This window comes from Hymenobacter sp. UYCo722 (genome assembly GCF_040547115.1).
In the GTDB taxonomy this organism is placed as follows: domain Bacteria; phylum Bacteroidota; class Bacteroidia; order Cytophagales; family Hymenobacteraceae; genus Hymenobacter.
Genome location: NZ_JBEPPC010000006.1, coordinates 136585 through 159781 on the forward strand (window position 1 = coordinate 136585; position 23197 = coordinate 159781).

A 23197-nucleotide genomic window follows, 5' to 3' on the forward strand; every position below is an offset into this window, starting at 1 on the left:
TTCGGGGCTTTATACTTCTTCCGACTAGAGGTAACCCGTCGAAGCGAAATTTTTTGTGAAGTATTTATGAACTGGCGGAGCGAGCTTGGCGGGAATGCATGCCGAAAGCCATGCTGAACGCAGTGGCGTACCTCTACGGTGCAAGTAATCAGCTTTAGTCTCTCGGTAGAGATGCTTCACTGCGTTCAGCATGACGTTCTACTACTCCCACTTCGTTCGCCGCTTACTTCTTGCGGAACAGAATGCCGATGGGCACGCCCGTGAAGTCGAAATGCTCACGCATCCGGTTTTCGAGGTAGCGCGTGTAGTTGGTTTGCACGTACTGCGGCAGGTTGGCAAAGAAGGCGAACACAGGGTTGTGCGTGGGCAGCTGCGTCACGTACTTAATGCGAATCATCTTGCCTTTGAGGGCGGGCGGGCCGTACTTCTCAATCTCCTTCAGCATGATGTCGTTCAGCTGCGAGGTTGGGATTTTGCGGCGCTTGTTGTGGTATACTTCGATGGCCGTTTCGATGGCCTTGTGCACGCGCTGCTTATTCAGCACCGAGATGAAAACGACGGGGATGTAGGCGATAGGCGCAATCTTCTCCAGAATTTTTGCCTCGAAATCCTTGGACGTATTGGTTTCCTTGTTCTCCACCAAGTCCCACTTATTCACCAGAATAACGATGCCTTTGCGGTTTTTGTCGGCCAGGGTAATGATGTTCACGTCCTGCGCTTCGATGCCGCGGCTGGCGTCGAGCATCACGATGCACACGTCACACTCTTCCAAGGCGCGCAGGCTGCGCATGTTGGCGTAGAATTCCACGTCCTCGCTCACCTTGGCCTTGCGGCGCAGGCCGGCCGTATCGACCAGGATGAACTCCTTACCAAAGGCATTGTAGCGGGCCGAAATTGAATCGCGGGTGGTGCCGGCGATTTCGGTCACGATGCTGCGGTCTTCGCCCAGCAGCAGGTTCACGAGGCTGGATTTGCCCACGTTGGGGCGGCCTACCACGGCAATGCGCGGGATTTCCGACTCCGGCTCTTCCTCGCCCGGGTCGTCGAAATTGGCCACCACGGCGTCCAGCAATTCGCCGGTGCCGTGGCCATTAGCGCTGCTCACGGCGTAAATTTCGCCGTCGCCTAGGCCCAGCGAGTAAAACTCACCCACGCCGTTGGCGCGCACGTTGGTATCGGCCTTGTTGGCCACCAGGTAGATGGGCTTTTTGCCGATGTAACGGCGCAGCACGTGCGCAAACTCCTCGTCGAGGCCGTGCACGCCGGCTTCAGCATCTACCATGAAGAGCACCACGTCGGCCTCCTCAATGGCGAGCTTCACCTGCTTGTTGATTTCGCCCTCGAAAATATCTTCCGAATTGTGGACGTAGCCCCCCGTGTCAATCACGGTGAAGTTCTTGCCAATCCAGTCGCCGTAGCCGTAGTGGCGGTCGCGGGTGACGCCGCTCTCGTTGTCCATGATGGCCTTGCGCTGGCCCACGAGGCGGTTGAAAAGCGTGGATTTGCCCACGTTGGGCCGCCCTACAATGGCGACCGTGTTTTGCTTTGACATGATATGTTGGCCCCAGCCGCCGACCCGACCTAGATTCGGCAGTGCCCGGGGTGTGTTAGTGTTAAATGGTCGGATGTTTCTTATTAAAATAGAACGTCATGCTGAGCGCAGCCGAAGCATCTCTACTGCGAAAGCATATCATTCACTATTGCGGGAGAAATGCTTCGGCTACGCTCAGCATGACATGCTGACTACTTATGTTCTATGACTTATTGGTAGCCGAACCGGCTCAGCGCCTTGGGGTCGGTACGCCAGTTCTCGTTCACTTTTACATACATTTCCAAGAAGACTTTTTTCTGGAAAAACTTCTCCATTTCCTCGCGCGCCCAAGTGCCTACTTTCTTTAGCGCCTCGCCGCCCTGGCCGATGACGATGCCTTTCTGCGAGTTGCGCTCGACGTAGATGATGCCGCGAATCCGGATGATGTCGGCTTCTTCCTTGAACTCCTCAATAACAACCTCACAGCTGTAGGGAATCTCCTTTTTGTAGAGTTTGAAGATTTTTTCGCGCACCATTTCGGCGGCGAAGAAGCGCTCGGGCTTATCGGTTAGCTCATCCTTCGGGTAATAGGGCGGGTGCACGGGCAACCGCTCCATTACGAGCTGCAGCACGCCGTCGGTGCCGAAGTGGTTGAGCGCCGAAATAGGCAGCACTTCGGCGGCGTTGGGCAATTGCTCTTTCCAGTAGGCCAGTTTGGCTTCGACTTCGGCCTGGTCGGCCTGGTCGATTTTGTTAACGAGCAGAATGATGGGGGTATCCACCATTTTGCGCAGGCGCTCCACTACGGGCTCTTCGTCGTGCTTCTCATAGATATCGGTGACGAACAGCACCACGTCGGCATCTTCGAGCGAGGAGTACACGAACGACATCATGGCGTTGTGCAGCTCGTATTTGGGCTGAATGATGCCGGGCGTATCGGAATAAATCAGCTGGAAATCATCGCCGTTGAGGATGCCCAGGATGCGGTGGCGCGTGGTCTGGGCCTTGCTCGTGACGATGCTAAGCCGCTCGCCCACCAGCGCGTTCATGAGCGTGGACTTGCCCACGTTGGGCTTGCCAATGATGCTCACGAAGCCGGCGCGGTGGGGTTTAATTTCGGGATTCACGAGGGATGGGTTTGATAATCAGGGCCGCAAAGGTACGGCTTATGGGTCGAAAAAGCTAGGGAGGCGCTGAAGTTGCCGGTTAGCGCAGGACGGAAGAGGGCCTCGTTTCAGCCGATAAGCTGGCGGGCCAGCGCCTCCAGATTGGGTGCGGTGAAGGTGGGTGCGGGGGCCAATGAATAGAGCGACTGGCCGGGCCGGGCCAGGAAAGCGGCTTGCAACCCGGCCAGCTGGGCACCAGCCGTGTCCCAGCCGTGGGCAGCTACCAGCAGGGTTTCGGCGGGGGCCACGCGCAGGCGCTCGCAGGTGGCGCGGTAGGTATCGGGGTGCGGCTTGTAGCGCTTCAGCGAGTCGATGCTAACGAGCTGCTCGAAAAAGCCCGTGAGGCCGGCGTAGGCCATCTGCTGCTGTAGCGCGGCATCGGGCGAGTTGGTGAGCGTGGCCATCCGGAAGCCCGCCCGTTGCAGCGCCGTCAGGCCGGGCACTACGTCGGAATGCGGCGGCAGCTCGGTAATGAGAGCCAGCAGCTCCTTTTTGCGGCTGGCGGGCCGGGCGGACTGGCCCAGGGCTTGCGCCAGCATGTCGAGCGCCGCATCGCCAATCTGCCCGAAGGCGTGGTAATTGCTCGCCACGGTATCGACCAGTGAATAGTGGAGCAGCAACCCAAACCACTGTTTGAAGGCAAATTCCGACCTGAACTCCTGGTTGATGGCGGCCTGTAGCTTGCCCAGGTCGAGCAGGGTTTCGTTGACGTCGAATAGCAACAGCTTGGGGCGGGCGGGCGCGAGTGGCATAGCAGGCAGGGAAAGCGGCCGCGCGGCAGCGGTAGCCAGCGCGCGCGGTGACGCGGTGAGAAGAAAGCCACGGGTTGGCATGTTCCGCTTACGGAGCCCCGACGGACCCGGGCACTTTTCCGGGGCCGCTCCGGCCAGCGCAGGCCGGCTGCTGGCCCCGCGGGCCGGCGACCGGTGATGGACGGGGCCGGCGGCAATTGCGGCGGCCAGTCAAACCATCGTCCGGCTCCCGTAGTTTGATACACGCATTCGCCCACCCAAGCCCGCCGCGCCGCAACCGCTGTCCGCCCCGGCGGTCAATCAGCGCGACCGCGCTCACCGCCGGGTGGGTGGGTTAAATTGTTTCCCGGCTCCCGACCTTTGCCCCAATGAATTCCTCTACTTCGCCCAATGCCCGCATCGGCGTGCTGCTCGTCAACCTCGGCACGCCCGACTCGCCCAGCACGCCCGACGTGCGGCGCTACCTCAACGAATTCCTCACCGATGGCCGCGTAGTAGACATGCCGGCCGCCATTCGCTACCCATTGTTTCAGGGGCTGGTGGTACCGCTGCGGGCCCCCAAGTCGGCCAAAATATACAAAGAGCTGTGGACGGAGCGCGGCTCACCCTTGCTCTTTCACGGCCTCGATTTGCAACAGAAAGTGCAGGCCGAGCTGGGCGAAGGCTACGTAGTGGCCTTCGGCATGCGCTACCAGAAGCCCAGCGTCGAGAAGGCGCTGGAGGAGCTGCGGGCGGCCAACGTGGAGCGCATCGTCGTGCTGCCGCTTTTTCCGCAGTATGCGTCGGCCAGCACGGGCTCGGTGCAAGAGAAGGTAATGGACATTGTGAAGGACTGGTGGGTGGTGCCCAGCATTAGCTTCATCAGCCAGTTTGCCACCGACCCGGGCTTTATCGCCACCATCGTGGCGCGGGGCCGGGCCGAGATGGACAAGCAGCACTACGACCACATCGTGTTCAGCTACCACGGCATTCCGGAGCGCCACGTGAAAAAGGGCGACCCCACCAACTACTGCCGCTTCGGCAGTTGCTGCGATACGCTCACGCCTGCCAACCAGTATTGCTACCGCGCTCAGTGCTTTGCCACGTCGCGCCTGGTGGCGGCCGGCCTTGGGCTCGCGCCCGAGCAATACACGGTGGCATTCCAGAGCCGCCTGCAAAGCCGCCTGCGCGACCCCTGGCTGCAACCCTACACCGACGAGGCTCTGAAGCCGATGCCCGCTAAGGGCATCAAGCACGTGCTGGCTTTCAGCCCCGCCTTCGTGGCCGACTGCCTCGAAACGACTATCGAAGTGGGTGAGGAGTTCAAGGAGCTGTTCGAGGAAGCCGGCGGCGTGCACTGGCAGCTGGTGCCCTCGCTGAACTCGGAGCCGCAGTGGGTGGATGCCGTGGCCGAAATGATTCGGCGGAATTAGGCCAGCTACTTCGCTCCTTTGCCGAACACGAACTGCAGCCCTGCCTGCCCCACCAGCGGGTTCACCGTGCCAATCTCCGCTGAGCTGTTGAGAAAACGCTGCACACCGAAGCTGCTGGAAAAGCCCAGCCACCGCAGCACCTGAAAGCTATATTGAAAGGTAGGCTGCACAAAAGCACCCTGGTGGCCCGCGTAGCTGGTAGCCAGAATTGGGCCACCCGGGACTTCGGCCCGCAGCGCGGTGAGCTCATGATAATACGCATGGCCCATGCGCAGGCCGAAGCCCCAGGTTTGGTTTGCAGAGCGAAACAGCGCCGTGGGCTGCAGGTAAACGTAGGTATAGCGCACCTCGTATTCGGTACCAGTGTCGGTGCCAGCGCACTCAAAGCAAAGGCTGTTGCCCGAGGTGCCGCTGCCGTAAGCAACGCCCGCGTGCCCGCCCAAGCGCCAGTTGCCGTTGGGCGAAGCATAGTAGTAGCCCGCGCCCAGGTCGGCAGAGCGAAAGCCCTTTCCATCGCCCGAGCGGCGGTGCCGGTAGTTGAGCAGGGCCGCGTGCAGTATCAGCTTGTCGGTAGCCTGGTAGCCAGCTTGCAATTCGCTGCCATTGAGGCCGGTGGAGGCTCGAATTTCAACCATGCCCCGGTCCCGGATGGTTGGCAGGTAGGCCGTGTGGGGCACCAGGGTGGGGGCGCACCCCGCCAGTAAGGTTGCCAGGAGTCCGGCCAGCAAGTATTTTTCTGCCATAACCAATCAGAGTAGCGCCGGTTTCAAAAGGTTGCTTACTTGCCCGTGCATCCGGTGCCGGGCCCTACCGGTGGCCCCGGTAAAAAGTAGTGGCGTCGTGGGCCGGCGTGCGGTAGAAGTCGCCATCGGGCACCGGCTCCAGGCCCAAAGCTCGCAACATGGCGGTTTCGTACGTGCGGGTCACTTGGATTTCGACGTAAGGCGGGTATTTCAGCACCGATTCAGCATTCAGGGCCGGCACGAAAACGTTGTCGCCATCATCATCCAGCGAAGCAGCCCCGATGGGCAGCAGAATGTGGTTTTCGTGCTCGTTGATGTGAAAGCTGGAGTCCAGTTCGATATCGAGGTAGCGCACTTTCATCGCTTCCACATCCACAATCAACTCGAACACGGCACCCAGGGCGCGGCCGTCGTTGCCGCGCACGGTCCAGCCGCGTACGTCAGGGTTGTCATCGGCTACTTCGAAATCGGTCAGGTCGCGCAGGCGGCGCAGGACGGAATTTTCCATTTTCTCGGTTGTTGATTTTCCGTTGTCGATAATCAGCTTGTTGTCGGCTTTACGAGGAACCGCGAACGCCTACATTACCGCTAGAGGTTAATTCTTCGGCTCGCTGAGCACGCGTACGGCCGCGGCGGCCTGCGTCAGAAACTGTTGGTTCTGGCGTTGCTCGGCGGCCGTAGCGCTGCGGCCCGACAACTGCCCGGCCAGGCTCACCAGGTTGTTGGCCGGCGCTTCCAGCTCGGGGTAAGCCTTTTGCTGCATGGCCCGGATGAGCCCGGCCGCCGCCACAAAACCGGGCCGCAGGCTGGCATTGGGCTCGCCGAGGCGGGCGGTGGCGCTGGTCAGGTTGTCGCGCTGCTCGCCGATGGCGGGGTCGCGCAGGTCGTCGCGGTCGGTGAGGGCCACCAGGGTCCCCGTCAGCTTTTGCAGGCCGTGCAGGGCGTAGTCGGGCGCGGCGGGATTACTGGCCGCCAGGGTAGCGAGGGCCCCGGTGGTTTCGGTGTTGTCGGCCGCGCCGGTGGTGGTGTCGCCCTGTGGAATAGCATCGATGGCCGCCCGGCGGGTAGCCTGGTCCACGGCGGCCGCAGCCGCGAGTGTATCGGGAGTGGGAGCCGCCGCCTCCGGAGTGGCGGCAGCAGGCGCAGGCTCATCGGCGGAATCGGGCCGCAGAAAAAAGTAAGCGGCCACGGCCAGCACTACGGCGGCCAGCAGTACCAACAGCCAGGGGCTTGGCGAGGATTTTTTACGTTGAATGTTGATGTCGGCCATGCGGCAGGTTGTTTTCGATGGGTTTGTACGGAACGGGCCGAAAAGTACTCATTCCTGCTTTTTCTGCCGCTACCGAAAGAACATCAGGCAAAGCGCAACGGAGCAACTCGCGGGCTGCTTACCCTGCGCCGGCTGCTACACCGCCACCGAACGATAGAGCTTGGCCAGCGCCGCCACGGCGTAATCCACCTCGGCATCGGTATTCATTTTGCTCATCGAAAAGCGCACCGTGGCCCGCTCGGGGTCGCAGCCCAGCGCTTCGAGCACGTGCGAGCCGGTTTGCGCACCGCTGGTGCAGGCCGAGCCACCCGAGGCTGCCACCTTGCTGATATCCAAGTTGAACAGCAGCATCTCACTGAACGCCGACGGCGGCAGGCTCACGCTCAGCACCGTGTACAGGCTCTGGTCGGCTTCCTCCGACAAGCCATTGAACTGCACATCGGCAATATTGGCCCGCAGCTGGGCAATAAACCGATTCTTCAGGGCCCGCACGTGTAGTTGATGGTCGGCCAAATCGCGCACCGCGATTTCCAGGGCCTTGGCCAGGCCTACGATGCCGGCCACGTTCTCGGTGCCCGAGCGCACGTTGCGCTCCTGCGAGCCGCCATGAATGAGCGGGCTCACCTGCACCCCACTGCGGGTGTAAATGAACCCCACCCCTTTCGGCCCATGAAACTTATGAGCCGAGCCCACCAGAAACTGGTTTTTCAACTGCTGCACGTCGTGGCGGTAGTGGCCCATGGTCTGCACCGTATCGGTGTGGAACACGGCCTCGTGCCGGGCACAAATGTCGCCAATGGCAGCAATGTCGTTCAGGTTACCGATTTCGTTGTTGGCCTGCATCAGGCTCACAAATGTGCGCGACTGCCCCGCCAGCAGCTCCTCCAGGTGGTTCAAATCGAGCCGGCCCCGCGCGTCGTGCTTCACGTAATGCAGCTCAATTTCGCCGCTTTTAGCCAATACCTGCAACGGGTGCAGCACCGCGTGGTGCTCCAGCGGTGAGGTAATGGCGTGCTTCAGCCCCAGCGTACGCACGCTGCCAAAGGCGGCGTAGTTGTCGGCCTCGGTGCCGCCGCTGGTGAAGGAGATTTCGGCCGGGGCCGCGTTCAGCAGGTGAGCCACCGTTTTGCGGGCGTTTTCGATGGCGGCGCGCACCTGCCGGCCGGGCCCGTGCAGGCTGCTGGGGTTGCCGTAGTGCTGTTGCAAAAACGGCAGCATGGCTTCCAGCACTTCGGGGTCGAGGGGCGTAGTGGCGGCGTTATCGAAATAGGCGTAGGCCGGGGCAGTTGTACTCATGGACATCGTTCAGCAGAAAAAGCCAGAAGCCGGGTGTGGGTGCACCCGGCTTCTTTCAAGCTATACACAAATACAAATTTCGGTTTTCAAACTGATACCAGCCTACAATAGCCGTTCTAAGTGAGCAGAAAACCGACCAATTAACTCTTCGCGGCGATAATTTCCTTGATATCGCCAATGATTTTCTGGGCCAGGTAATCAGCCGTGGAGTTCGAATCCGACTCGGCATAGATGCGGATAATGGGCTCGGTGTTGGACTTGCGCAGGTGCACCCACTCCTTGTCAAACTCAATCTTTACGCCGTCAATCGTGTTCACCGGCTGCTTGGCGTAGCGCTGCTCCATCTTGGTTAGCACGTCGTCGGTATTGATGTCGGCCGTCAGCTCAATCTTATTCTTCGAGATGAAGTAGCTCGGGTACGAGTTGCGCAGGCGGCTCACCGTGAGGCCGGTTTTAGCCAGGTGCGTCAGAAATAGGGCAATGCCCACCAGCGCATCGCGGCCGTAGTGCAGCTCGGGGTAAATGATACCCCCGTTGCCCTCGCCGCCAATTACGGCGTTGGTTTCCTTCATCTTGGTCACCACGTTCACCTCGCCCACGGCGGCGGCGGCGTACTGGCCGCCGGCCTTCTCGGTCACGTCGCGCAGGGCGCGGGTGCTGCTTAGGTTGCTCACGGTGTTGCCACCGCCCAGCGCATTCAGCACGTAGTCGGCCACGGCCACCAGCGTGTATTCTTCGCCAAACATCTCGCCGTTCTCGCTCACCAGCGCCAGGCGGTCCACGTCGGGGTCTACCACGATACCGAGGTCGAAGCCGCCTTTTTCCAGCACCTTCGCAATGTCGCGCAGGTGCTCGGGCAACGGTTCGGGGTTGTGGGCAAAGTCGCCGGTAGGCTCGCAGTGCAGCTTCTCAATCGTCGTCACACCCAGCGCTTCCAGCAGTTGCGGCACGGCAAAGCCGCCCGACGAATTCACGGCATCCACCACCACCCGGAAGTTGCGGGCGCGAATGGCTTCCACGTCTACCAGCGGCAGCGCCAGAATGGCTTTGATGTGCTTCTTCAGGAAAGTAGCATCCGTCGTGTATTGGCCCAGCTTGGTCACGGGCGCAAAATCAAAATCCTCGCTTTCGGCCGAAGCCAGCACCTGCTGCCCGTCGGCTTCCGAGATGAACTCGCCGGTGGCGTTCAGCAGCTTCAGCGCATTCCACTGCTTGGGGTTGTGCGAAGCGGTGAGAATGATGCCACCGGCCGCCTTCTTAGCCGGCACGGCCATTTCTACGGTGGGCGTAGTACTCAGGCCGAGGTCGCACACGTCGAGACCTAGGCCTTGCAGCGTGGCGGCCACGAGGCGGCTCACCATATCGCCCGAGATGCGGGCGTCGCGCCCAATCACAATCAACTTGCTATCGGTTTGCTGAGTTTTCACCCATGTGCCATAGGCAGCGGCATATTTTACCACGTCGAGCGGGGTGAGGCCCTGGCCCACGGGCCCGCCAATGGTGCCGCGAATGCCGGATATAGATTTTATTAGAGTCACGGAAGTCGTTTTTTGAAAGAGCAAAATTAGGCATTGGCCGCCGGTTGGCGACGTGCCGGTTTATCTTTGAAACAATGGAAAACTCTGAATCCGCTTCTACGGCTCTGCTTACCCCCGACCGGCGTCCTGTCCAGCTCGAAGCATTCGGGCGTTTGCTCGATGTGCTCAACCGCCTCCGCGCCGAATGCCCCTGGGATAAAAAGCAGACCCTGCAAACCCTGCGCCACCTCACCATTGAGGAAACGTACGAAATCAGCGACGCCATTTTACGCGACGACCTGCCCGACCTTAAAAAGGAACTCGGCGACGTGATGCTCCACTTAATTTTCTACGCCCGCATCGCCGCTGAAAAGGGCGCTTTCGACATCGCCGACGTGCTCAACGCTCAGTGCGAAAAGCTTATCTACCGCCACCCGCACATCTACGGCGACGTGCAGGCCGATGATGAAGAGACCGTAAAACGCAACTGGGAGCAGCTCAAGCTCGCGGAAAAAGGCAATACGACCGGCGTGCTCGGCGGCGTACCCACCTCACTACCCGCCCTCATCAAAGCCATGCGCATTCAGGAAAAAGCCCGGGGTGCCGGCTTCGACTGGGAGCAGCCCGAACAGGTGTGGCAGAAAGTTCAGGAAGAATTATCCGAGTTCGGCGAGGAGTACAGCCACGGCGACCCAACCCGCATGAATGCCGAAAAAGCGGCCGACGAATTCGGCGATTTGCTGTTTTCATTGGTCAATTTTGCCCGCTTCGCCGGCATCAACCCCGAAGAAGCACTAGAACGTACCAACCGCAAGTTTATCAGTCGGTTTCAGTATCTTGAAAAAGCCTCCGCAGCCGCTAATCAGCGCTTATCTGACCTCACCCTGGCCCAAATGGACGTGTATTGGGAGGAAGCTAAGCGTCAGTCGGCCCAACCCAATCCGGCCTTTTAGCGTTCGTCAGTCTTCATCGTTATTTCATGGGCTTTTGTAAGCCGCGGGCAAGTTTTCTTTGGTCAGCCCGCGGTTTTTGGTTAGGTTTGCCAAGCTAAGATGGCCTGGTAAGCAGTTCGGACTTCGGTAAGTGCCATTTTAATCCTCTCATCTACGGGATTATCGATTGTTATTTTGCCGCGCTTCGCGCTCCTAACCGACTTTTTTGCTTTTTCTTTACCCACTCAATTCAACTACTTCACACAACAACCCCAAACACTCCGGAACAATGGAACAGAAAAATGCCATGAATACGAGCCCACGGCCTGCCGCAAAGCCCGCCAACGCCGAAGCCCAAAGCAGCGGTGGTGCCTCGCTGTTCTCCGTCCTGGTTATCATCCTAGCCTTTATCGTCAGCGTAGTTGTCTATAAGTATGTATTGGGTGACGGTAGACACTTCCAAGGCGGCAACAACGAAAACAACCCTAACCCCGGCGATTACCTCGGTGTAGTATACAAGGGTGGTTTCATCGTGCCGGTGCTGATGACGATGCTGCTCTGCGTAATCACGTTCTCAATTGAGCGTATGCTGACCATCAGCAAAGCCAAAGGCTCGAAGAGCATTGAGGCTTTCGTACGCACCGTACGTCAGAAGCTGAACAGCAATGACATCAACGGTGCCCTCGCCGCCTGCGACCAGCAGAAAGGTTCGGTTGCCAACGTGGTAAAAGCTGGCCTGCTGAAATACAACGAAATGGGCCGTGACCGTACCATGGCTACGGACCAAAAAGTCCTCGCCATCCAGAAGGAAATCGAAGAGAGCACCGCTCTTGAGTTGCCCATGCTGGAGAAAAACCTGGTTATCATCTCCACCTTGGCATCTATTGCCACGCTGGTAGGTCTGCTCGGTACGGTATTCGGCATGATTCGCGCCTTCGCCGCTCTGGCGCAGGCCGGTACGCCCGATGCAGTAGCCCTGGCAAACGGTATCTCGGAGGCCCTGATTAACACGGCACTCGGTATCGGTACTTCGGCCCTGGCCATCGTCGCCTACAACTACTTCACTAGCAAAATTGACGAGCTGACTTACAGCATCGACGAGGCGGGTTTCAGCATCATTCAAACCTTTGCCGCTCAGCACGGCAATACCACGCAGAACGCCCAAACGGTTTAATTCCGTTTGCTAGCAAACTGCCGATGCACTAAAACGCGGGGCGGTTCGTTCTCCGGAATGAACCGCCCCCTTTTACCCCCACCTCGCAATGCCTAAAGTAAAACCGCACCGTACCTCGCCGTCGCTCGATATGACGCCGATGGTGGACCTGGCTTTCTTGCTGGTGACATTTTTCATGCTCACCACCAAGTTTGCCCCCGAAGAGACTGTGGTGGTGGACACGCCCTCGTCGATTTCGGACCTTAAACTGCCCGAAAACAACGTCATCACGCTTACTGTCGATAAGAACAAGCGCGTGTTTTTCGGTGTTGACGCCCCCCAGACTAAGATTCAGGCACTGCAGCGCGTTGGTGCCAAATACGGCGTCAACTTCACGGCCGCTCAGGCCAAGGAGTTCAGCAACCTGCCCAACTTCGGCCTGCCTATCAGCCAGCTTGCTTCTTATCTGAACATGGAGAAAGAATCTCGCAAACAGGTAAACGCCCAGCAGCCCGGTGTTCCGATGGACTCGCTCAACAACCAGTTGGTTGACTGGGTGCTCGAAGCGCGTCGTGCCAACCAAGCCATCTTCCACAAGCCCACCTACATCGCTATTAAAGGCGATGGTGATGCTGATGTGCCCACGGTGCAGCAGGTTATCAAGGTGCTCCAGGAGAAGGATATCAACCGCTTCAACCTCATCACGGACATGGAGAATAAGCCGGTTGCTGCTCAATAAGCGTGCTACTGCATAAACTCTAGTCCTTTCACTTATCAACTCCCATGGCAGAAATTCAAGGCAAAGCCGACTCCGGTGGAAAAGGTGGGAAGAAGCGGGCCAAGAAAATGTCGACCAAAATCGACATGACCCCAATGGTGGACTTGGCCTTCCTCCTGCTCACCTTCTTCATGCTAACGACCACCTTCGCCAAACCCAACGTGATGCAGCTCACGATGCCGGTGAAGAAGGACGATAATACCGAAGACACCAAAATTAAAAATTCCCAGGCCATGACCATCATCCTTGGGAAGGACAACAAGGCGTATTATTACTTCGGCATGAATACGCCGAATGATAAAACGGTACCAAAGCCCGAACTGAAAGTGACGAACTTTTCAGCGGATGGTATCCGGAAGGTGATTCTGACTCGCAAGAGTCAGCAGCCCGAGCCCATTATCCTCATCAAGCCGTCCGACGAATCCAAGTATCGCAACATGGTGGACATTCTGGACGAGATGAACATCACGAACCAGAAAAAGTACGCGCTGGTGAAGGTATCGAAAGACGACCTGGCCCTTATTAAAGACTCAGCCCTATGATGGACAACGCGCAAATCGCCAAGGCCAGCATGAACGACATCGTTTTTGAGGGCCGGAATAAGGCGTACGGAGCCTATGTGCTTCGTCGCCTGTACCAGCGGCATGTAACCCGGGCGCTGATTATCGCGGTTGCGATTTTCTCGCTGCTGGTTTTCTTCCCGCTCATCGCACAATATCTGAAGGATAAGCTGCCGAAGGAGCCGGCAAAAAACCTTCAAGAAAACGTGCTGATGGACGCTCCGCCGCTGGACGACACCAAGCCTCCACCCCCACCCCCACCCCCCGAGGCACCCCCACCCCCGCCCCCCAAGTTGACTACCATCAAGTTTACCCCTCCGGTGGTAAAGAAGGATGAGGAAGTGAAAAAGGAGGAGGTTCCGGACCAGGAAGAGTTGAAAGACAAAACCGTGGCTACCGTAACCGTGCAGGGCAATACCAACGCTCCTGACTTGACGGAACTCGCTGGTACCGGCGACAAAGTGGTAGAGGAAGTTGTTGAAAACAAGGTTTACACTTATGTTGAGCAGATGCCCGAATTGCCGGGTGGTGGTGGCCAAGGTGCCATCGTAATTGCCATTCAGAAGGCAGTTCGCTACCCGCCAATGGCGTTGCGCAACCAAGTTGAAGGCCGTATTTTCGCCAGCTTTACGGTGAACCCGCAGGGTGATGTAACGGACGTGAAAGTGGTAAAAGGCCTGGGTTCAGGCTTGGATGAAGAAACCATCCGCGCCATCAAAACGCTGCCTAAATTCCGTCCTGGCAAGCAGAACGGTCGTGCAGTAAGCGTTTCGTTTACGGTACCGATTACCTACAAAATCCAGTAATTAGCATGGGCTTTTGCCCGCGCTGTCACACCCCGGATTGGGCCTCGCAGCCTAGTCCGGGGTGTTTTGCTTATCAGTATTGGTCAGGGGTGAAGTAACGGTGGTAATATGCGGCCTCATGCCATACTGCCGGATATTAGTAATACGTTAGGTAGCAGCACTGACTAGCAGGGTTGTGCAGAGAGGAATAACGGCATCTTTCAAATTATGAAAACTGCGCTTTTTTCCGCTTTTTTGCGCTCCCATCGGGTTGTAGCTCATACTTGCACCGAACCTTTCAATGACTACCATCGGTTTATAACATCTCCTAATCAGCTTTCTTGAGCGTATGCTTGACCTTCCAACAACCGAAGAGCGCCTTGGTAAGTCACCCCAGCGTTTGGTGCGTTACTTTGTGCTCGTGATGGCCCTGGTATATCTGGGGCTCGGAGTGTGGCTCTTCTCGTCGGCAGGCGAGCCAGCCGGCGGCGGCGTGGTACAGTTGGGTGCCACGGGCCGACGGGTGCTAGGAGGGGTGTTTATTTTGTACGGGCTGATGCGGTTTATCCGCGGTTACCAAGTGAACTTCCGCAAAAAAACCAATTTTGACGACAATGAATAAGCGCTTTTCCTTCTTGGCAGCTGGCCTGGCCACGGTGGTGGTAGGCACGATGGGAGTAGTAGCCTGTAACGGTCCCGGTTCGCCGGGAGCGCAGGACACGCCGACCAGCGGCACGGTGGCCGTGAGCGTGGACGAGACCTTTGCACCCATTCTGCAAGCCCAGGTAGATACCTTCGCCAAGCTCTACCCGAATGCACACGTGCAGATGAGCTTTCAGCCGGAAGAAAAGGTGATGCTTGACCTTATCAATGATAAAATCAAGATAGCCGTCGTGTCGCGGGAGCTTACTGCTGAGGAAAACGCCGATTTTGTCAAACAGACGATTGTCCCGCGCACTACGCGCATTGGCATCGATGGCCTGGCGATTGTGGTGAACCGTGCGAATCCAGATTCGCTCCTGACCGTGGCGCAGCTGGCCGAAATTTTCACGGGGAAAACAGCCAACTGGTCGCAAGTGAGCGGCAAAAAAGGATTGGCTGCAATCAATGTTGTTTTTGATGCCAACCGCAGCAGCACCACCCGTTTTGTACTCGACTCGGTGACGCGTGGCGTAGCCCTGACAAAACGTGCCTTTGCGGCTTCTTCGAATCCCGCCCTGCTCGACTATGTGGCCACACATCCCAATGCCATTGGCGTGGTAGGCGTGAACTGGATTTCGGACCGCGACGACCCGACGGCCATGAAATTTTTGAACAAGGTCCGGGTAGCCAGCATTACGGCTCGCCCTAACCCGACGGCCAACGACTACATTCAGCCTTACCAAGCTTATTTGGCGGAGAAAACGTCGGAGCAGCTAGCTGCACATGCTGAGTTGCAAAATTACCCCTTGCGCCGCAGCCTGTACGTCATCAGCCGCGAGGCCCGGGCCGGATTGGGCACGGGGTTTGCATCTTTCGTAGCAGGCAAGAACGGGCAGCTCATTTTTCAAAAATCGGGTTTGCTGCCCGCCCAGATGCAGGCCCGCATCATTACTACGCCTAAACTGTAAGCGCGCTTGTCGCGTACTTCTTATTTCTGTTGTCTTTTCATTCTTCTCTTTTTCCTATGAGTTTCAAGCCCTGGAAACAGCCGTTGCTCGCCGCCCTCGCTCTGATGGCAGGCACCACGGCGGCCACCGCCCAAAACATTCAAACGGCCCAACGCGACATTGAAGTGGGCCGCTACAACGCTGCCCGGGCTGCTCTGCGCCCCGGTGCTTCCCCCGAAACCGCTTTCGAATTAGGTCGCCTATATCAGATGCGTGAGATGGCGGACTCGGCTGCGTTCTACTTTAACAAGGCTGCCGGAGCTTCTCCGTTTGGTCAGGTAGCTGCGGGCCGTGCGTTGCTGGCAAAGGGCCAAACTTCGGCTGCTGAAGCCCAGTTCGATGCCGCTGTTAAGGCGACGAAAAGCAAGGACGCCAAGGTTCTCACGATGATTGCGCAGGCCTACGGCGAAGCGGATACCAAGAACATGGGCAAAGCTCAGACCTATATCGCCGCCGCTCAGGCCGCGAATAAGAAGGATGAGCCATCTCTCATGGTTGCCCAGGGCGATGTGTACCTGCACTCGGAAAAGGGCGGTGGAGATGCGATGAGCAGCTTTGACCGTGCTATTACCGCTAACCCCAGCTTTGCCCAGGCTTATTATAAGAAAGGGGTGCTGAGCGTACGCTCGCGCAACTTCAATGCGGCCCGGGAGGCCTTGAATAAGGCCGTAGACCTGGACCCCAGCTACGCACCCGCTTACCGCGAGCTGGCCGATATGTATTATCTGGCTGGTCAGTATGACTTGGCGCTGAAAAGCATTCAGCAATACATCGGGTTGGCTGAGAAATCGCCAACTACGGATGCACAGTACGCGGCATTCCTCTACAAGAGCAAGAAATACCCCGAGGCCTTGACCGAGGTGAACAAAGTATTGCAGGCAGAGCCCACCAACCTCACCATGAACCGCCTGCGCCCCTATCTGCTGTATGAAACCGGCGATTTCGCGGGGGCCGCCACGGCGATGGACACCTACATGAAAGTAGCGCCGGCCGATAAAATCATTTCGGAAGACTATGCTTATCAGGCCAAAATTCTGAGTAAAACTGGTAAAGGACCGGAAGCAGTAGCGTTAATCAATAAAATCATCAAAGAAGACCCCACCAAAGGGTGTGATTTTCAGAATGATTTGGCTTCCATCTACGCCAACCAGAAAAATTACAAAGGGGCCATCAGCGTCTATAAGTACAAGCTGAACAAGTGTAGCGGTGACTTGGTCGACCAGTTCCGTTTGGCTTCTGCCTTTAGCAGCGACAAGCAGTATGTGGAGGCTGACAGTGTGTATGGCATCATTAACACGGCCAAGCCTACTTATGCGCCAGCTTACCTGTACCGAGCCCAGACCAACATGCTGAAGGACCCTGATGCCAAGCAAGGTCTGGCCAAGCCGTACTACGAAAAGTATGTCGAGCTTTCGAAGGAGACTGGTGCTGAAGCGGACAAGTTCAAGCAGGGCCTGGTAGAGGCCTATGGATACCTCGGCGTTTACAGCTTTCAAAAAGGTGATAAGCCAGGAGCGCTGGGTTACTTTCAGCAGGTCCTGACGCTGGACCCTGAGAATAAAGGCGCTAAGAGTAACATCGAAATTCTCACGGCAAAGCCCAAAGCCGCAACGAAAACCCGGACGACAACCGTTAAGAAAAAGTAAGGTTGCCGGTTAAATAATTAAAGGCCCCGACACTGCTGTGTCGGGGCCTTTTTTTGCATCAACGTAATCAGATTTATCCGAGCGGAAAACAACACTTCATTTAGGCTGGCAATGACCTGCTATTGCCCTTATTAAACACGGGCTAGTTCTTGGCTACCCAAGTGCGCCACAAATCTAATACGGCCGCAAAATCGGCGGGTAATTCGGCCGCAAAATATACGTTGTCTGCCGATACCGGATGCACGAAACCTAGGGAGCGGGCGTGCAGGGCCTGTCGAGGCATTAACTGGAAAGCATGCTCAACCAGGTCGCGGTAAGCTCCCGTGTTCTGGCCGACGCGGATGCGGTCGCCACCGTAAGTAGCATCCGAGAAAAGCGGGTGGCCGAGGTACTGCATATGCGCCCGAATCTGATGGGTACGTCCGGTTTCGAGGACGCAGCGCACCAGCGTGACGGGGCCGAAACTTTCGAGCACTTCGTAATGCGTCACGGCATGCTTGCCCTGTTCCCCATCGGGGTACACGGCCTGCACTTTGCGGTCGCGCAGGCTGCGCCCCAGGTGCCCCCGAATGGTACCCGTGGGGCCGGGCGGGGTTCCCCACACCAGCGCCAGATAAGTGCGCTGAATGGTGTGATGAAAAAACTGGTTCGATAGGTGCGTCATGGCAAACTCGGTTTTGCCGATAACGAGCAAGCCCGAAGTGTCTTTGTCGATGCGGTGAACTAGCCCGGGCCGGATTTCGCCGTTGCGGCCGGTTGGCAGGTTAGCTAGGTAGTGGGCAAGGCCGTTAACCAGTGTGCCTTGCCAATGACCGTAGGCGGGGTGCACCACCAACCCGGCTGGCTTGTTCACGATAAGCAGTTCGGAGTCTTCGTATCGGATATCGAGCGGCATCTCCTCGGGCACTATCTTGCCTTCGCGCGGTGGCTCGGGCAGTGTGATGGTGATGAGGTCCTGCGGCTTGATACGGTAGTTAGGTTTTACGGCCACACCGTTTACCGCCACGGCCGAAGCCCGGATGGCCTCTTGAATCTTATTACGCGAGGTGTTACGCAGGCGGTGCTGCAAGAACTTATCAATGCGCAGCAAATCCTGCCCACGGTCGACGATGATGCGATGATGCTCATAGAGCTCATCGCCACCCTCGTCGTCGTCGGGGCCGGTCAGGTCGTCTTCATCCAGCGCGGAATCCAGCATAATATACGGGGAATGGGCACGAAAAAAGCCGGAGCAGCTGCTCCGGCTTTTCGGCAATCAGGCAGCAGAGCTGCTTATTTCTTGGTCTTAATTTTAGTCTTGTTCACGCCGGGCGATACCGGGGCCGATACCGGCGAGGCTGGGCCCGACTTCACGGGAGCAGCAGCCCCGGGCGTAATACCCATTTTCTTCAGCACGAGGTCCGAGATGTCGCCATCCTTTGGGGCGTGCAGCAGCAGAGGGCTACCGCCACCGTCGGAATTAAACACGTAGGTAAAGCCATTCTCATCAGCCACCAAATCGATGTTTTTCTGCAACTTGTCGAGGGCGGGCTTCAGCAACACTTGCTGCTTCTGCTGCAACGACTGCTGCGCGCTCTGCTGGAACTCCTGAATAGACTGCTGCAGGCCTTGCAGTTCTTTTTCCTTGTCGGCTTTCACCACGTCGGTCATGGTGCCAGCCGCCTTCTGGTAGGCTTCGCCCTTGGCCTGATAATCGGCGTATTTGCTTTTCAGCTGAGCTTCAAGCTGGGTGTTGTAGGTTTTCAGCTCCGATTCAATCTGCTTGCTTTCGGGCATCTGAGCCAGCACGTACTGGACATCGGTGTAGCCAATTTTCAGGGGGGCCTGGGCCTGCGCGGAAGTGGCAGCCAGGGTTCCGGCGGTCAGTAGAACGGCGGCGAGCGTCAGACGAAAAATTTTCACGAGATTCATCAAAAAGAAAAAGGGTCAGAAAAATGTTGGGTCAAAGGTAATTACTTCTTGCGGGTCGGGCGCGCTGGCTTAGGTGCTTTGGTTTTGGCCGCTGGTTCGGGTGTGCCCGAGTCGGATTCGAAGTTTGGGTCGACCGGGGTTTTGGGCGGGGCTACGGTCTTTACAGCACCTTTAGGGCCGGGCTGGTTGCGGTCTTCAGCCCCCAGGCCTAACTCTTCGAGCACAAACTCGGTGTAGTCGTGGGCCGGGTTAGTATAAAGCATGGTGAGGTCGCCTGATTTATCAAAAATCACCGCTAGTGTCTTCTTCTTCGCCACTTTTTCCACGGCTTCAAACACCTTGTCCTGCACCGGCTTATTCAGTTCCTGGCGCTTCTTAAATATTTGGCCTTCGTAGCCAAACTGCTTGTTGCGGTAGGCCTTCAGTTCCTGCTCCTTGAGCAAAATTTCGTCCTGCCGCTTTTTCTTCATCGCCTCCGTCAGCACAATTTCCTCGTTCTGATAGTTCCGGTGAAGCTTATCCAAGTCCTTCTGCTGAACCTCAATTTCCTTCTGCCAGGTATCGGAAAGCAGAGCCAGCTCCTGCTGGGCCTTCGCGTACTCCGGCATCTTGGCCATAATAAATTCCGAATCAACCCACCCAAACTTCTGCGCGCGGGCCACATCGGCCCCGCTCAGCAGCAATACGACGGCCAGTAGCAGGCCACGAAAGTTCTTCATACGAGGCAAAACGTGAAATCCGGGCGCATAGTGTCCAACTAGCGAATTTGCTGGCCGATGATGAAGTGGAATTTGTTGAAATCCTGCTTGGCACCGCCGGCATTCATCGGCACCACCGAGTCGAAGCCATGACCAAAATCGAAGCCTAGCAAACCAAATGCCGACATGAAAATACGGGCTCCTACCCCAGCCGAGCGGTATAGCTTGTAGGGGTTGTAGTTTTGGTAAGAGTCGAAGGAGTTACCGGCTTCGGCGAAGGCCAATACATATACGGTCGCAGCCGGGTTCAAACTCACGGGGTAGCGCATTTCCAGCACGTATTTATTGAAGGCAATACCCCCCGCCTGCTGGCCTTGTGCCGTCGGGATGGCGTAGGGCTGGCCAGGGTCGTCGTAGCCGCGCAGGCCTACGTAGTCGGTACCCACCAGGTAGTTGCCACCGCCATTGTAGCCCAAGCCGGCACCGCCCATCTTGAACCGCTCGAATGGCCCAATCTCCTTATTCGAGTTGTAAGTACCCAGAAAGCCAAAATGCGCACGGGTGTTCAGCACCAGCTTGCCCACGATGGGTGTAAACCACGACGCGTCGAACATCCACTTATGAAATTCAATCCACTGATTGTTGCTCGGATGGTCGGGGTTGATGAGTGAGTATGGGGGCGTCAGGCTCAGACTCAGGCTCAGCGACGAGCCCCGACGCGTATAAGTCGGGTTGTCGATGCTGTTGCGCGCCAGCGTAGTATTCAGGGTAATGTTGTTGAACGTTCCGGTCGAAGCACCGGGGATGACCGGGTAGTTCTGCGTCTGATACTGGCTGTATGAGAGCGAGTTGCTAAGTGTAAAATAGTCATCTGGCACGCGCAACTGGCGGCCCAGTCCCACCGTGGCACTGTTCACCTTGATAAACTGGTCCGAAGCGGCATCCAGAGCAGCACCAGTACGCTGTACACTGTGGTTCAAGCTGAAAGAGAACGAATTCGGCCGCCGGCCACCTAGCCACGGTTCGGTAAATGACAGCGAATACGCTTGGTACTGCACCCCATTGGCCTGTACGTTCAGGGCTAGGCGCTGGCCATCGCCGGAGGGTACCGGCGTCCAGTTCCGGAGTGTGCCCGCCTTCCGCAGCGAAAAGTTATTGAATACCAAGCCCACCGTTCCGATAAAGCCAGCGTAGCCACCCCAGCCCCCCGAAAGTGTGACCTGGTCCGACGGCTTTTCCACCACCGTGTAGTTGATATCGACCGTGCCATCGGCTTGGTTCGGCACCGGATTGATACCAATTTTCTCGGGGTCAAAATAGCCTAGCGTCGCAATCTCGCGCTGCGAGCGAATCAGGAGTTCGCGGTTGAACTTATCGCCGGGCAGCGTGCGCAGCGTACGGCGCAGCACGTGGTCGCTGGTCTTCGTATTACCCGCAATGTTAATATCCTTAATGTGAGCCTGCACCCCTTCGCTCAGGCGCATTTCGATATCAATGGAATCCCCTTCCACTTTGGTTTCCACCGGGTCAATGGTGAAAAACAAGTAACCATCGTTCAGGTACAGTGACGAGATATCCTGGCCCGTAGGGTTATAGTTGAGGCGCTTGTCGAGTATTTCCTTGCTGTATGCACTGCCGGACTTGATACCGAGCACATTAGCCAGCGTTTTATCGTCGTAGAGGTAGTTGCCGCTCCAAGTAATGTGGCGGAAGTAGTATTTGGGCCCCTCATCTACCTTAATGTGCAGCGCCAATCCTTTCTCGTCCCGAATCAGCGTATCGCTCACAATGGTAGCATCGCGGAAGCCTTCGGCGTTGTAGAACTCTATCAACTTCTTTTTATCCTCCTCGTATTCGCTACGCTGAAACTTGCCCGCCGTCAGGAATTTGTATGGCTTCCGTTCCTTGGTCTTCTTGAATTTGCTCCGCAGCTTACTGTCTTTAAATGCCTTATTTCCCTCAAAAGCAATGTCGTGAATGCGCACTTTAGACCCCTTCTCCACGTCAATTCGCAACGCAACACTGTTCGACAGGGAAGAATCGGCCACCTGTACTACGTTCACTTTGGCATCGAGATAGCCTTTGTTCACGAAGAACTTGCGTACCTGTGTGCGGGTGTTGTTCAGCAAGGCATCCGTCACCACCTTGCCCCGAATCAAGGCTATTTTTTTGGTAAGGTCTTCTTTCTGCCCGTTGCGGATGCCCGAAAAGGTAAATTTCGATAGGCGCGGCCGCTCCTTCAGGTTATAATCGAGAAAAATCTTGTTGCCTTCGATACGGGCAACGGTCACGCTCACGTCACCCAGAATACCCTGAGCCCATAGCTTGCGGATAGATTTTCCGATTTCCTCCCCCGGTACATTGATAGCATCGCCCACGCGCAGGCCCGTTAGGCCAATCAGCGTGTTCGGGTCGAGGTAGCGTGCCCCACTCACGGTGATACCACCCAACTCATATTTCTTGGGTTCGTCGACACCCGCCTGTTGAGCCCGGGCCGCCGGGGCCAGCCACGTTGACAACAGCGCGAGGGTAAAGACCCACTTCACAACTAAATTACGCACAATAAACATTACAAGAATTTAAGATACTGCTAGTTGCTCACTGGTTTTACCAAACCGCCGCTCTCGGCGCTGATAGGCCAGGATGGCTTCCTGAAAATGCTGACGACGGAAATCCGGCCACAGCAAATCAGTAATATATAGCTCGGTATAAGCGAGCTGCCACAACAAAAAATTACTTATGCGCTGCTCTCCACTAGTCCGGATTAGTAGTTCCGGGTCGGGTATGCCCGCCGTAGCTAGGTAGCCCGATAGAGAGGCTTCGTTCACGTCGGTTGGTTGCAAGCGTCCAGCCGCGACATCATTTGCCAAGCACTTGGCAGCTTGCGTAAGGTCCCAACGGCCGCTGTAGCTTAGAGCCAGCACCAAGGTCATGCGAGTACCATGCTTGGTCAGTTCCTTAGCCTCGGCTAACTCGCGCTGGCAACTGGCCGGCAGCGTACTGATGTCGCCAATGGATTGCAGCTTAATGCTATTTTTAAGCAGTGTAGCCGTCTCTTGGCGGATGGTGTGCACCAACAGCTGCATCAGGGCCATTACCTCGAGTGCAGGGCGATTCCAGTTTTCAGTTGAGAAAGCGTAGAGGGTAAGAAAGCGCACGCCCAACTCAGCAGCCTCTTCCACAGTCTCGCGCACGGCCGTGATGGCACTCTGGTGCCCGAAGACCCGCAAGCCGCCCCGTTGCTTGGCCCACCGCCCATTGCCATCCATGATGACAGCTACGTGAGCCGGAATATTACGCGTATCGATTTCGGCCTTGCCGGTCATTTTGCGGTTTCGCTAAAAGAGGCCGCAAGTTACGAAAATGGTTGCATACGGCCGGGCTTTCGCCCGTCGCAA

The 23197-nt window shown here is 57.1% G+C and carries 22 protein-coding genes; 9 read left to right on the plus strand and 13 right to left on the minus strand.

Annotated elements, in window-relative coordinates; all coding sequences use genetic code 11:
- Positions 1-223: 223 nt before the first annotated feature.
- The 3 genes from der to ABIB44_RS14915 all read right to left on the minus strand — a co-directional run bounded on the left by der (position 224) and on the right by ABIB44_RS14915 (position 3449).
- Positions 224-1552: a ribosome biogenesis GTPase Der gene (gene der / locus ABIB44_RS14905; protein ID WP_354585445.1), complete on the minus strand. Its 1329-nt coding sequence runs from the start codon at positions 1550-1552 to the stop codon at positions 224-226.
- Positions 1553-1761: 209 nt separating this feature from the next.
- On the minus strand, positions 1762-2658 hold the full coding sequence (era, locus tag ABIB44_RS14910) for a GTPase Era (RefSeq protein ID WP_354585446.1): 897 nt from the start codon (positions 2656-2658) through the stop codon (positions 1762-1764).
- 107 nt (positions 2659-2765) lie between these two features.
- On the minus strand, positions 2766-3449 hold the full coding sequence (locus ABIB44_RS14915; RefSeq protein ID WP_354585447.1) for a haloacid dehalogenase type II: 684 nt from the start codon (positions 3447-3449) through the stop codon (positions 2766-2768).
- Positions 3450-3817: 368 nt separating this feature from the next.
- On the opposite strand from ABIB44_RS14915, the gene hemH reads away from it, so the two are divergent.
- Positions 3818-4861, plus strand: a complete 1044-nt coding sequence (gene hemH / locus ABIB44_RS14920) for a ferrochelatase (RefSeq protein ID WP_354585448.1) — start codon at positions 3818-3820, stop codon at positions 4859-4861.
- A gap of 5 nt (positions 4862-4866) precedes the next feature.
- Here hemH and ABIB44_RS14925 read toward each other — a convergent pair whose 3' ends face one another.
- The 5 genes from ABIB44_RS14925 to glmM all read right to left on the minus strand — a co-directional run bounded on the left by ABIB44_RS14925 (position 4867) and on the right by glmM (position 9708).
- The gene (locus ABIB44_RS14925) at positions 4867-5604 is read right to left on the minus strand and encodes a hypothetical protein (RefSeq protein ID WP_354585449.1); all 738 of its coding nucleotides are present in this window, start codon (positions 5602-5604) and stop codon (positions 4867-4869) included.
- A gap of 64 nt (positions 5605-5668) precedes the next feature.
- A complete protein-coding gene (locus tag ABIB44_RS14930; RefSeq protein ID WP_354585450.1) occupies positions 5669-6112 on the minus strand; it encodes a PRC-barrel domain-containing protein in 444 nt (147 codons plus the stop codon).
- Between the two features lie 87 nt (positions 6113-6199).
- Positions 6200-6874, minus strand: a complete 675-nt coding sequence (locus tag ABIB44_RS14935) for a hypothetical protein (protein ID WP_354585451.1) — start codon at positions 6872-6874, stop codon at positions 6200-6202.
- 135 nt (positions 6875-7009) lie between these two features.
- The gene (locus ABIB44_RS14940) at positions 7010-8170 is read right to left on the minus strand and encodes a cysteine desulfurase family protein (protein ID WP_354585452.1); all 1161 of its coding nucleotides are present in this window, start codon (positions 8168-8170) and stop codon (positions 7010-7012) included.
- 140 nt (positions 8171-8310) lie between these two features.
- Positions 8311-9708 (minus strand): phosphoglucosamine mutase, encoded by a 1398-nt coding sequence (glmM, locus tag ABIB44_RS14945; protein WP_354585453.1) that lies wholly within the window; start codon positions 9706-9708, stop codon positions 8311-8313.
- A 74-nt stretch (positions 9709-9782) separates the two neighbouring features.
- On the opposite strand from glmM, the gene mazG reads away from it, so the two are divergent.
- The 8 genes from mazG to ABIB44_RS14985 all read left to right on the plus strand — a co-directional run bounded on the left by mazG (position 9783) and on the right by ABIB44_RS14985 (position 17190).
- The gene (gene mazG / locus ABIB44_RS14950; RefSeq protein WP_354585454.1) at positions 9783-10640 is read left to right on the plus strand and encodes a nucleoside triphosphate pyrophosphohydrolase; all 858 of its coding nucleotides are present in this window, start codon (positions 9783-9785) and stop codon (positions 10638-10640) included.
- Positions 10641-10908: 268 nt separating this feature from the next.
- Positions 10909-11793, plus strand: coding sequence for a MotA/TolQ/ExbB proton channel family protein (locus ABIB44_RS14955; RefSeq protein WP_354585455.1), 885 nt, complete (start codon positions 10909-10911; stop codon positions 11791-11793).
- An 88-nt stretch (positions 11794-11881) separates the two neighbouring features.
- Positions 11882-12511 carry an ExbD/TolR family protein gene (locus ABIB44_RS14960; protein ID WP_354585456.1) on the plus strand — a complete coding sequence of 210 codons (630 nt, stop codon included), beginning with the start codon at positions 11882-11884 and terminating at the stop codon, positions 12509-12511.
- 44 nt (positions 12512-12555) lie between these two features.
- A complete protein-coding gene (locus ABIB44_RS14965) occupies positions 12556-13092 on the plus strand; it encodes an ExbD/TolR family protein (protein WP_354585457.1) in 537 nt (178 codons plus the stop codon).
- Complete coding sequence (locus tag ABIB44_RS14970; protein WP_354585458.1) at positions 13089-13916, plus strand: energy transducer TonB; 828 nt, start codon at positions 13089-13091, stop codon at positions 13914-13916. Before ABIB44_RS14965 ends, ABIB44_RS14970 begins: the two co-directional genes overlap by 4 nt.
- A gap of 328 nt (positions 13917-14244) precedes the next feature.
- Positions 14245-14517: a hypothetical protein gene (locus ABIB44_RS14975; protein WP_354585459.1), complete on the plus strand. Its 273-nt coding sequence runs from the start codon at positions 14245-14247 to the stop codon at positions 14515-14517.
- Entirely contained in the window at positions 14510-15505 is a 996-nt protein-coding gene (locus ABIB44_RS14980) for a PstS family phosphate ABC transporter substrate-binding protein (RefSeq protein ID WP_354585460.1), read from the plus strand. The genes ABIB44_RS14975 and ABIB44_RS14980 overlap by 8 nt, the downstream gene beginning before the upstream one ends.
- A gap of 56 nt (positions 15506-15561) precedes the next feature.
- The gene (locus tag ABIB44_RS14985) at positions 15562-17190 is read left to right on the plus strand and encodes a tetratricopeptide repeat protein (protein ID WP_354585461.1); all 1629 of its coding nucleotides are present in this window, start codon (positions 15562-15564) and stop codon (positions 17188-17190) included.
- Positions 17191-17332: 142 nt separating this feature from the next.
- Here ABIB44_RS14985 and ABIB44_RS14990 read toward each other — a convergent pair whose 3' ends face one another.
- From ABIB44_RS14990 to uppS, 5 genes are all read right to left on the minus strand, one after another.
- Positions 17333-18388 carry an RluA family pseudouridine synthase gene (locus ABIB44_RS14990; RefSeq protein WP_354585462.1) on the minus strand — a complete coding sequence of 352 codons (1056 nt, stop codon included), beginning with the start codon at positions 18386-18388 and terminating at the stop codon, positions 17333-17335.
- 74 nt (positions 18389-18462) lie between these two features.
- Entirely contained in the window at positions 18463-19101 is a 639-nt protein-coding gene (locus ABIB44_RS14995) for an OmpH/Skp family outer membrane protein (protein WP_502916498.1), read from the minus strand.
- A 41-nt stretch (positions 19102-19142) separates the two neighbouring features.
- Positions 19143-19820 carry an OmpH/Skp family outer membrane protein gene (locus ABIB44_RS15000; RefSeq protein ID WP_354585464.1) on the minus strand — a complete coding sequence of 226 codons (678 nt, stop codon included), beginning with the start codon at positions 19818-19820 and terminating at the stop codon, positions 19143-19145.
- 38 nt (positions 19821-19858) lie between these two features.
- A complete protein-coding gene (gene bamA, locus ABIB44_RS15005) occupies positions 19859-22360 on the minus strand; it encodes an outer membrane protein assembly factor BamA (RefSeq protein WP_354585465.1) in 2502 nt (833 codons plus the stop codon).
- A gap of 18 nt (positions 22361-22378) precedes the next feature.
- Positions 22379-23125: an undecaprenyl pyrophosphate synthase gene (gene uppS / locus ABIB44_RS15010; RefSeq protein ID WP_354585466.1), complete on the minus strand. Its 747-nt coding sequence runs from the start codon at positions 23123-23125 to the stop codon at positions 22379-22381.
- Between the last annotated feature and the right edge of the window lie 72 nt (positions 23126-23197).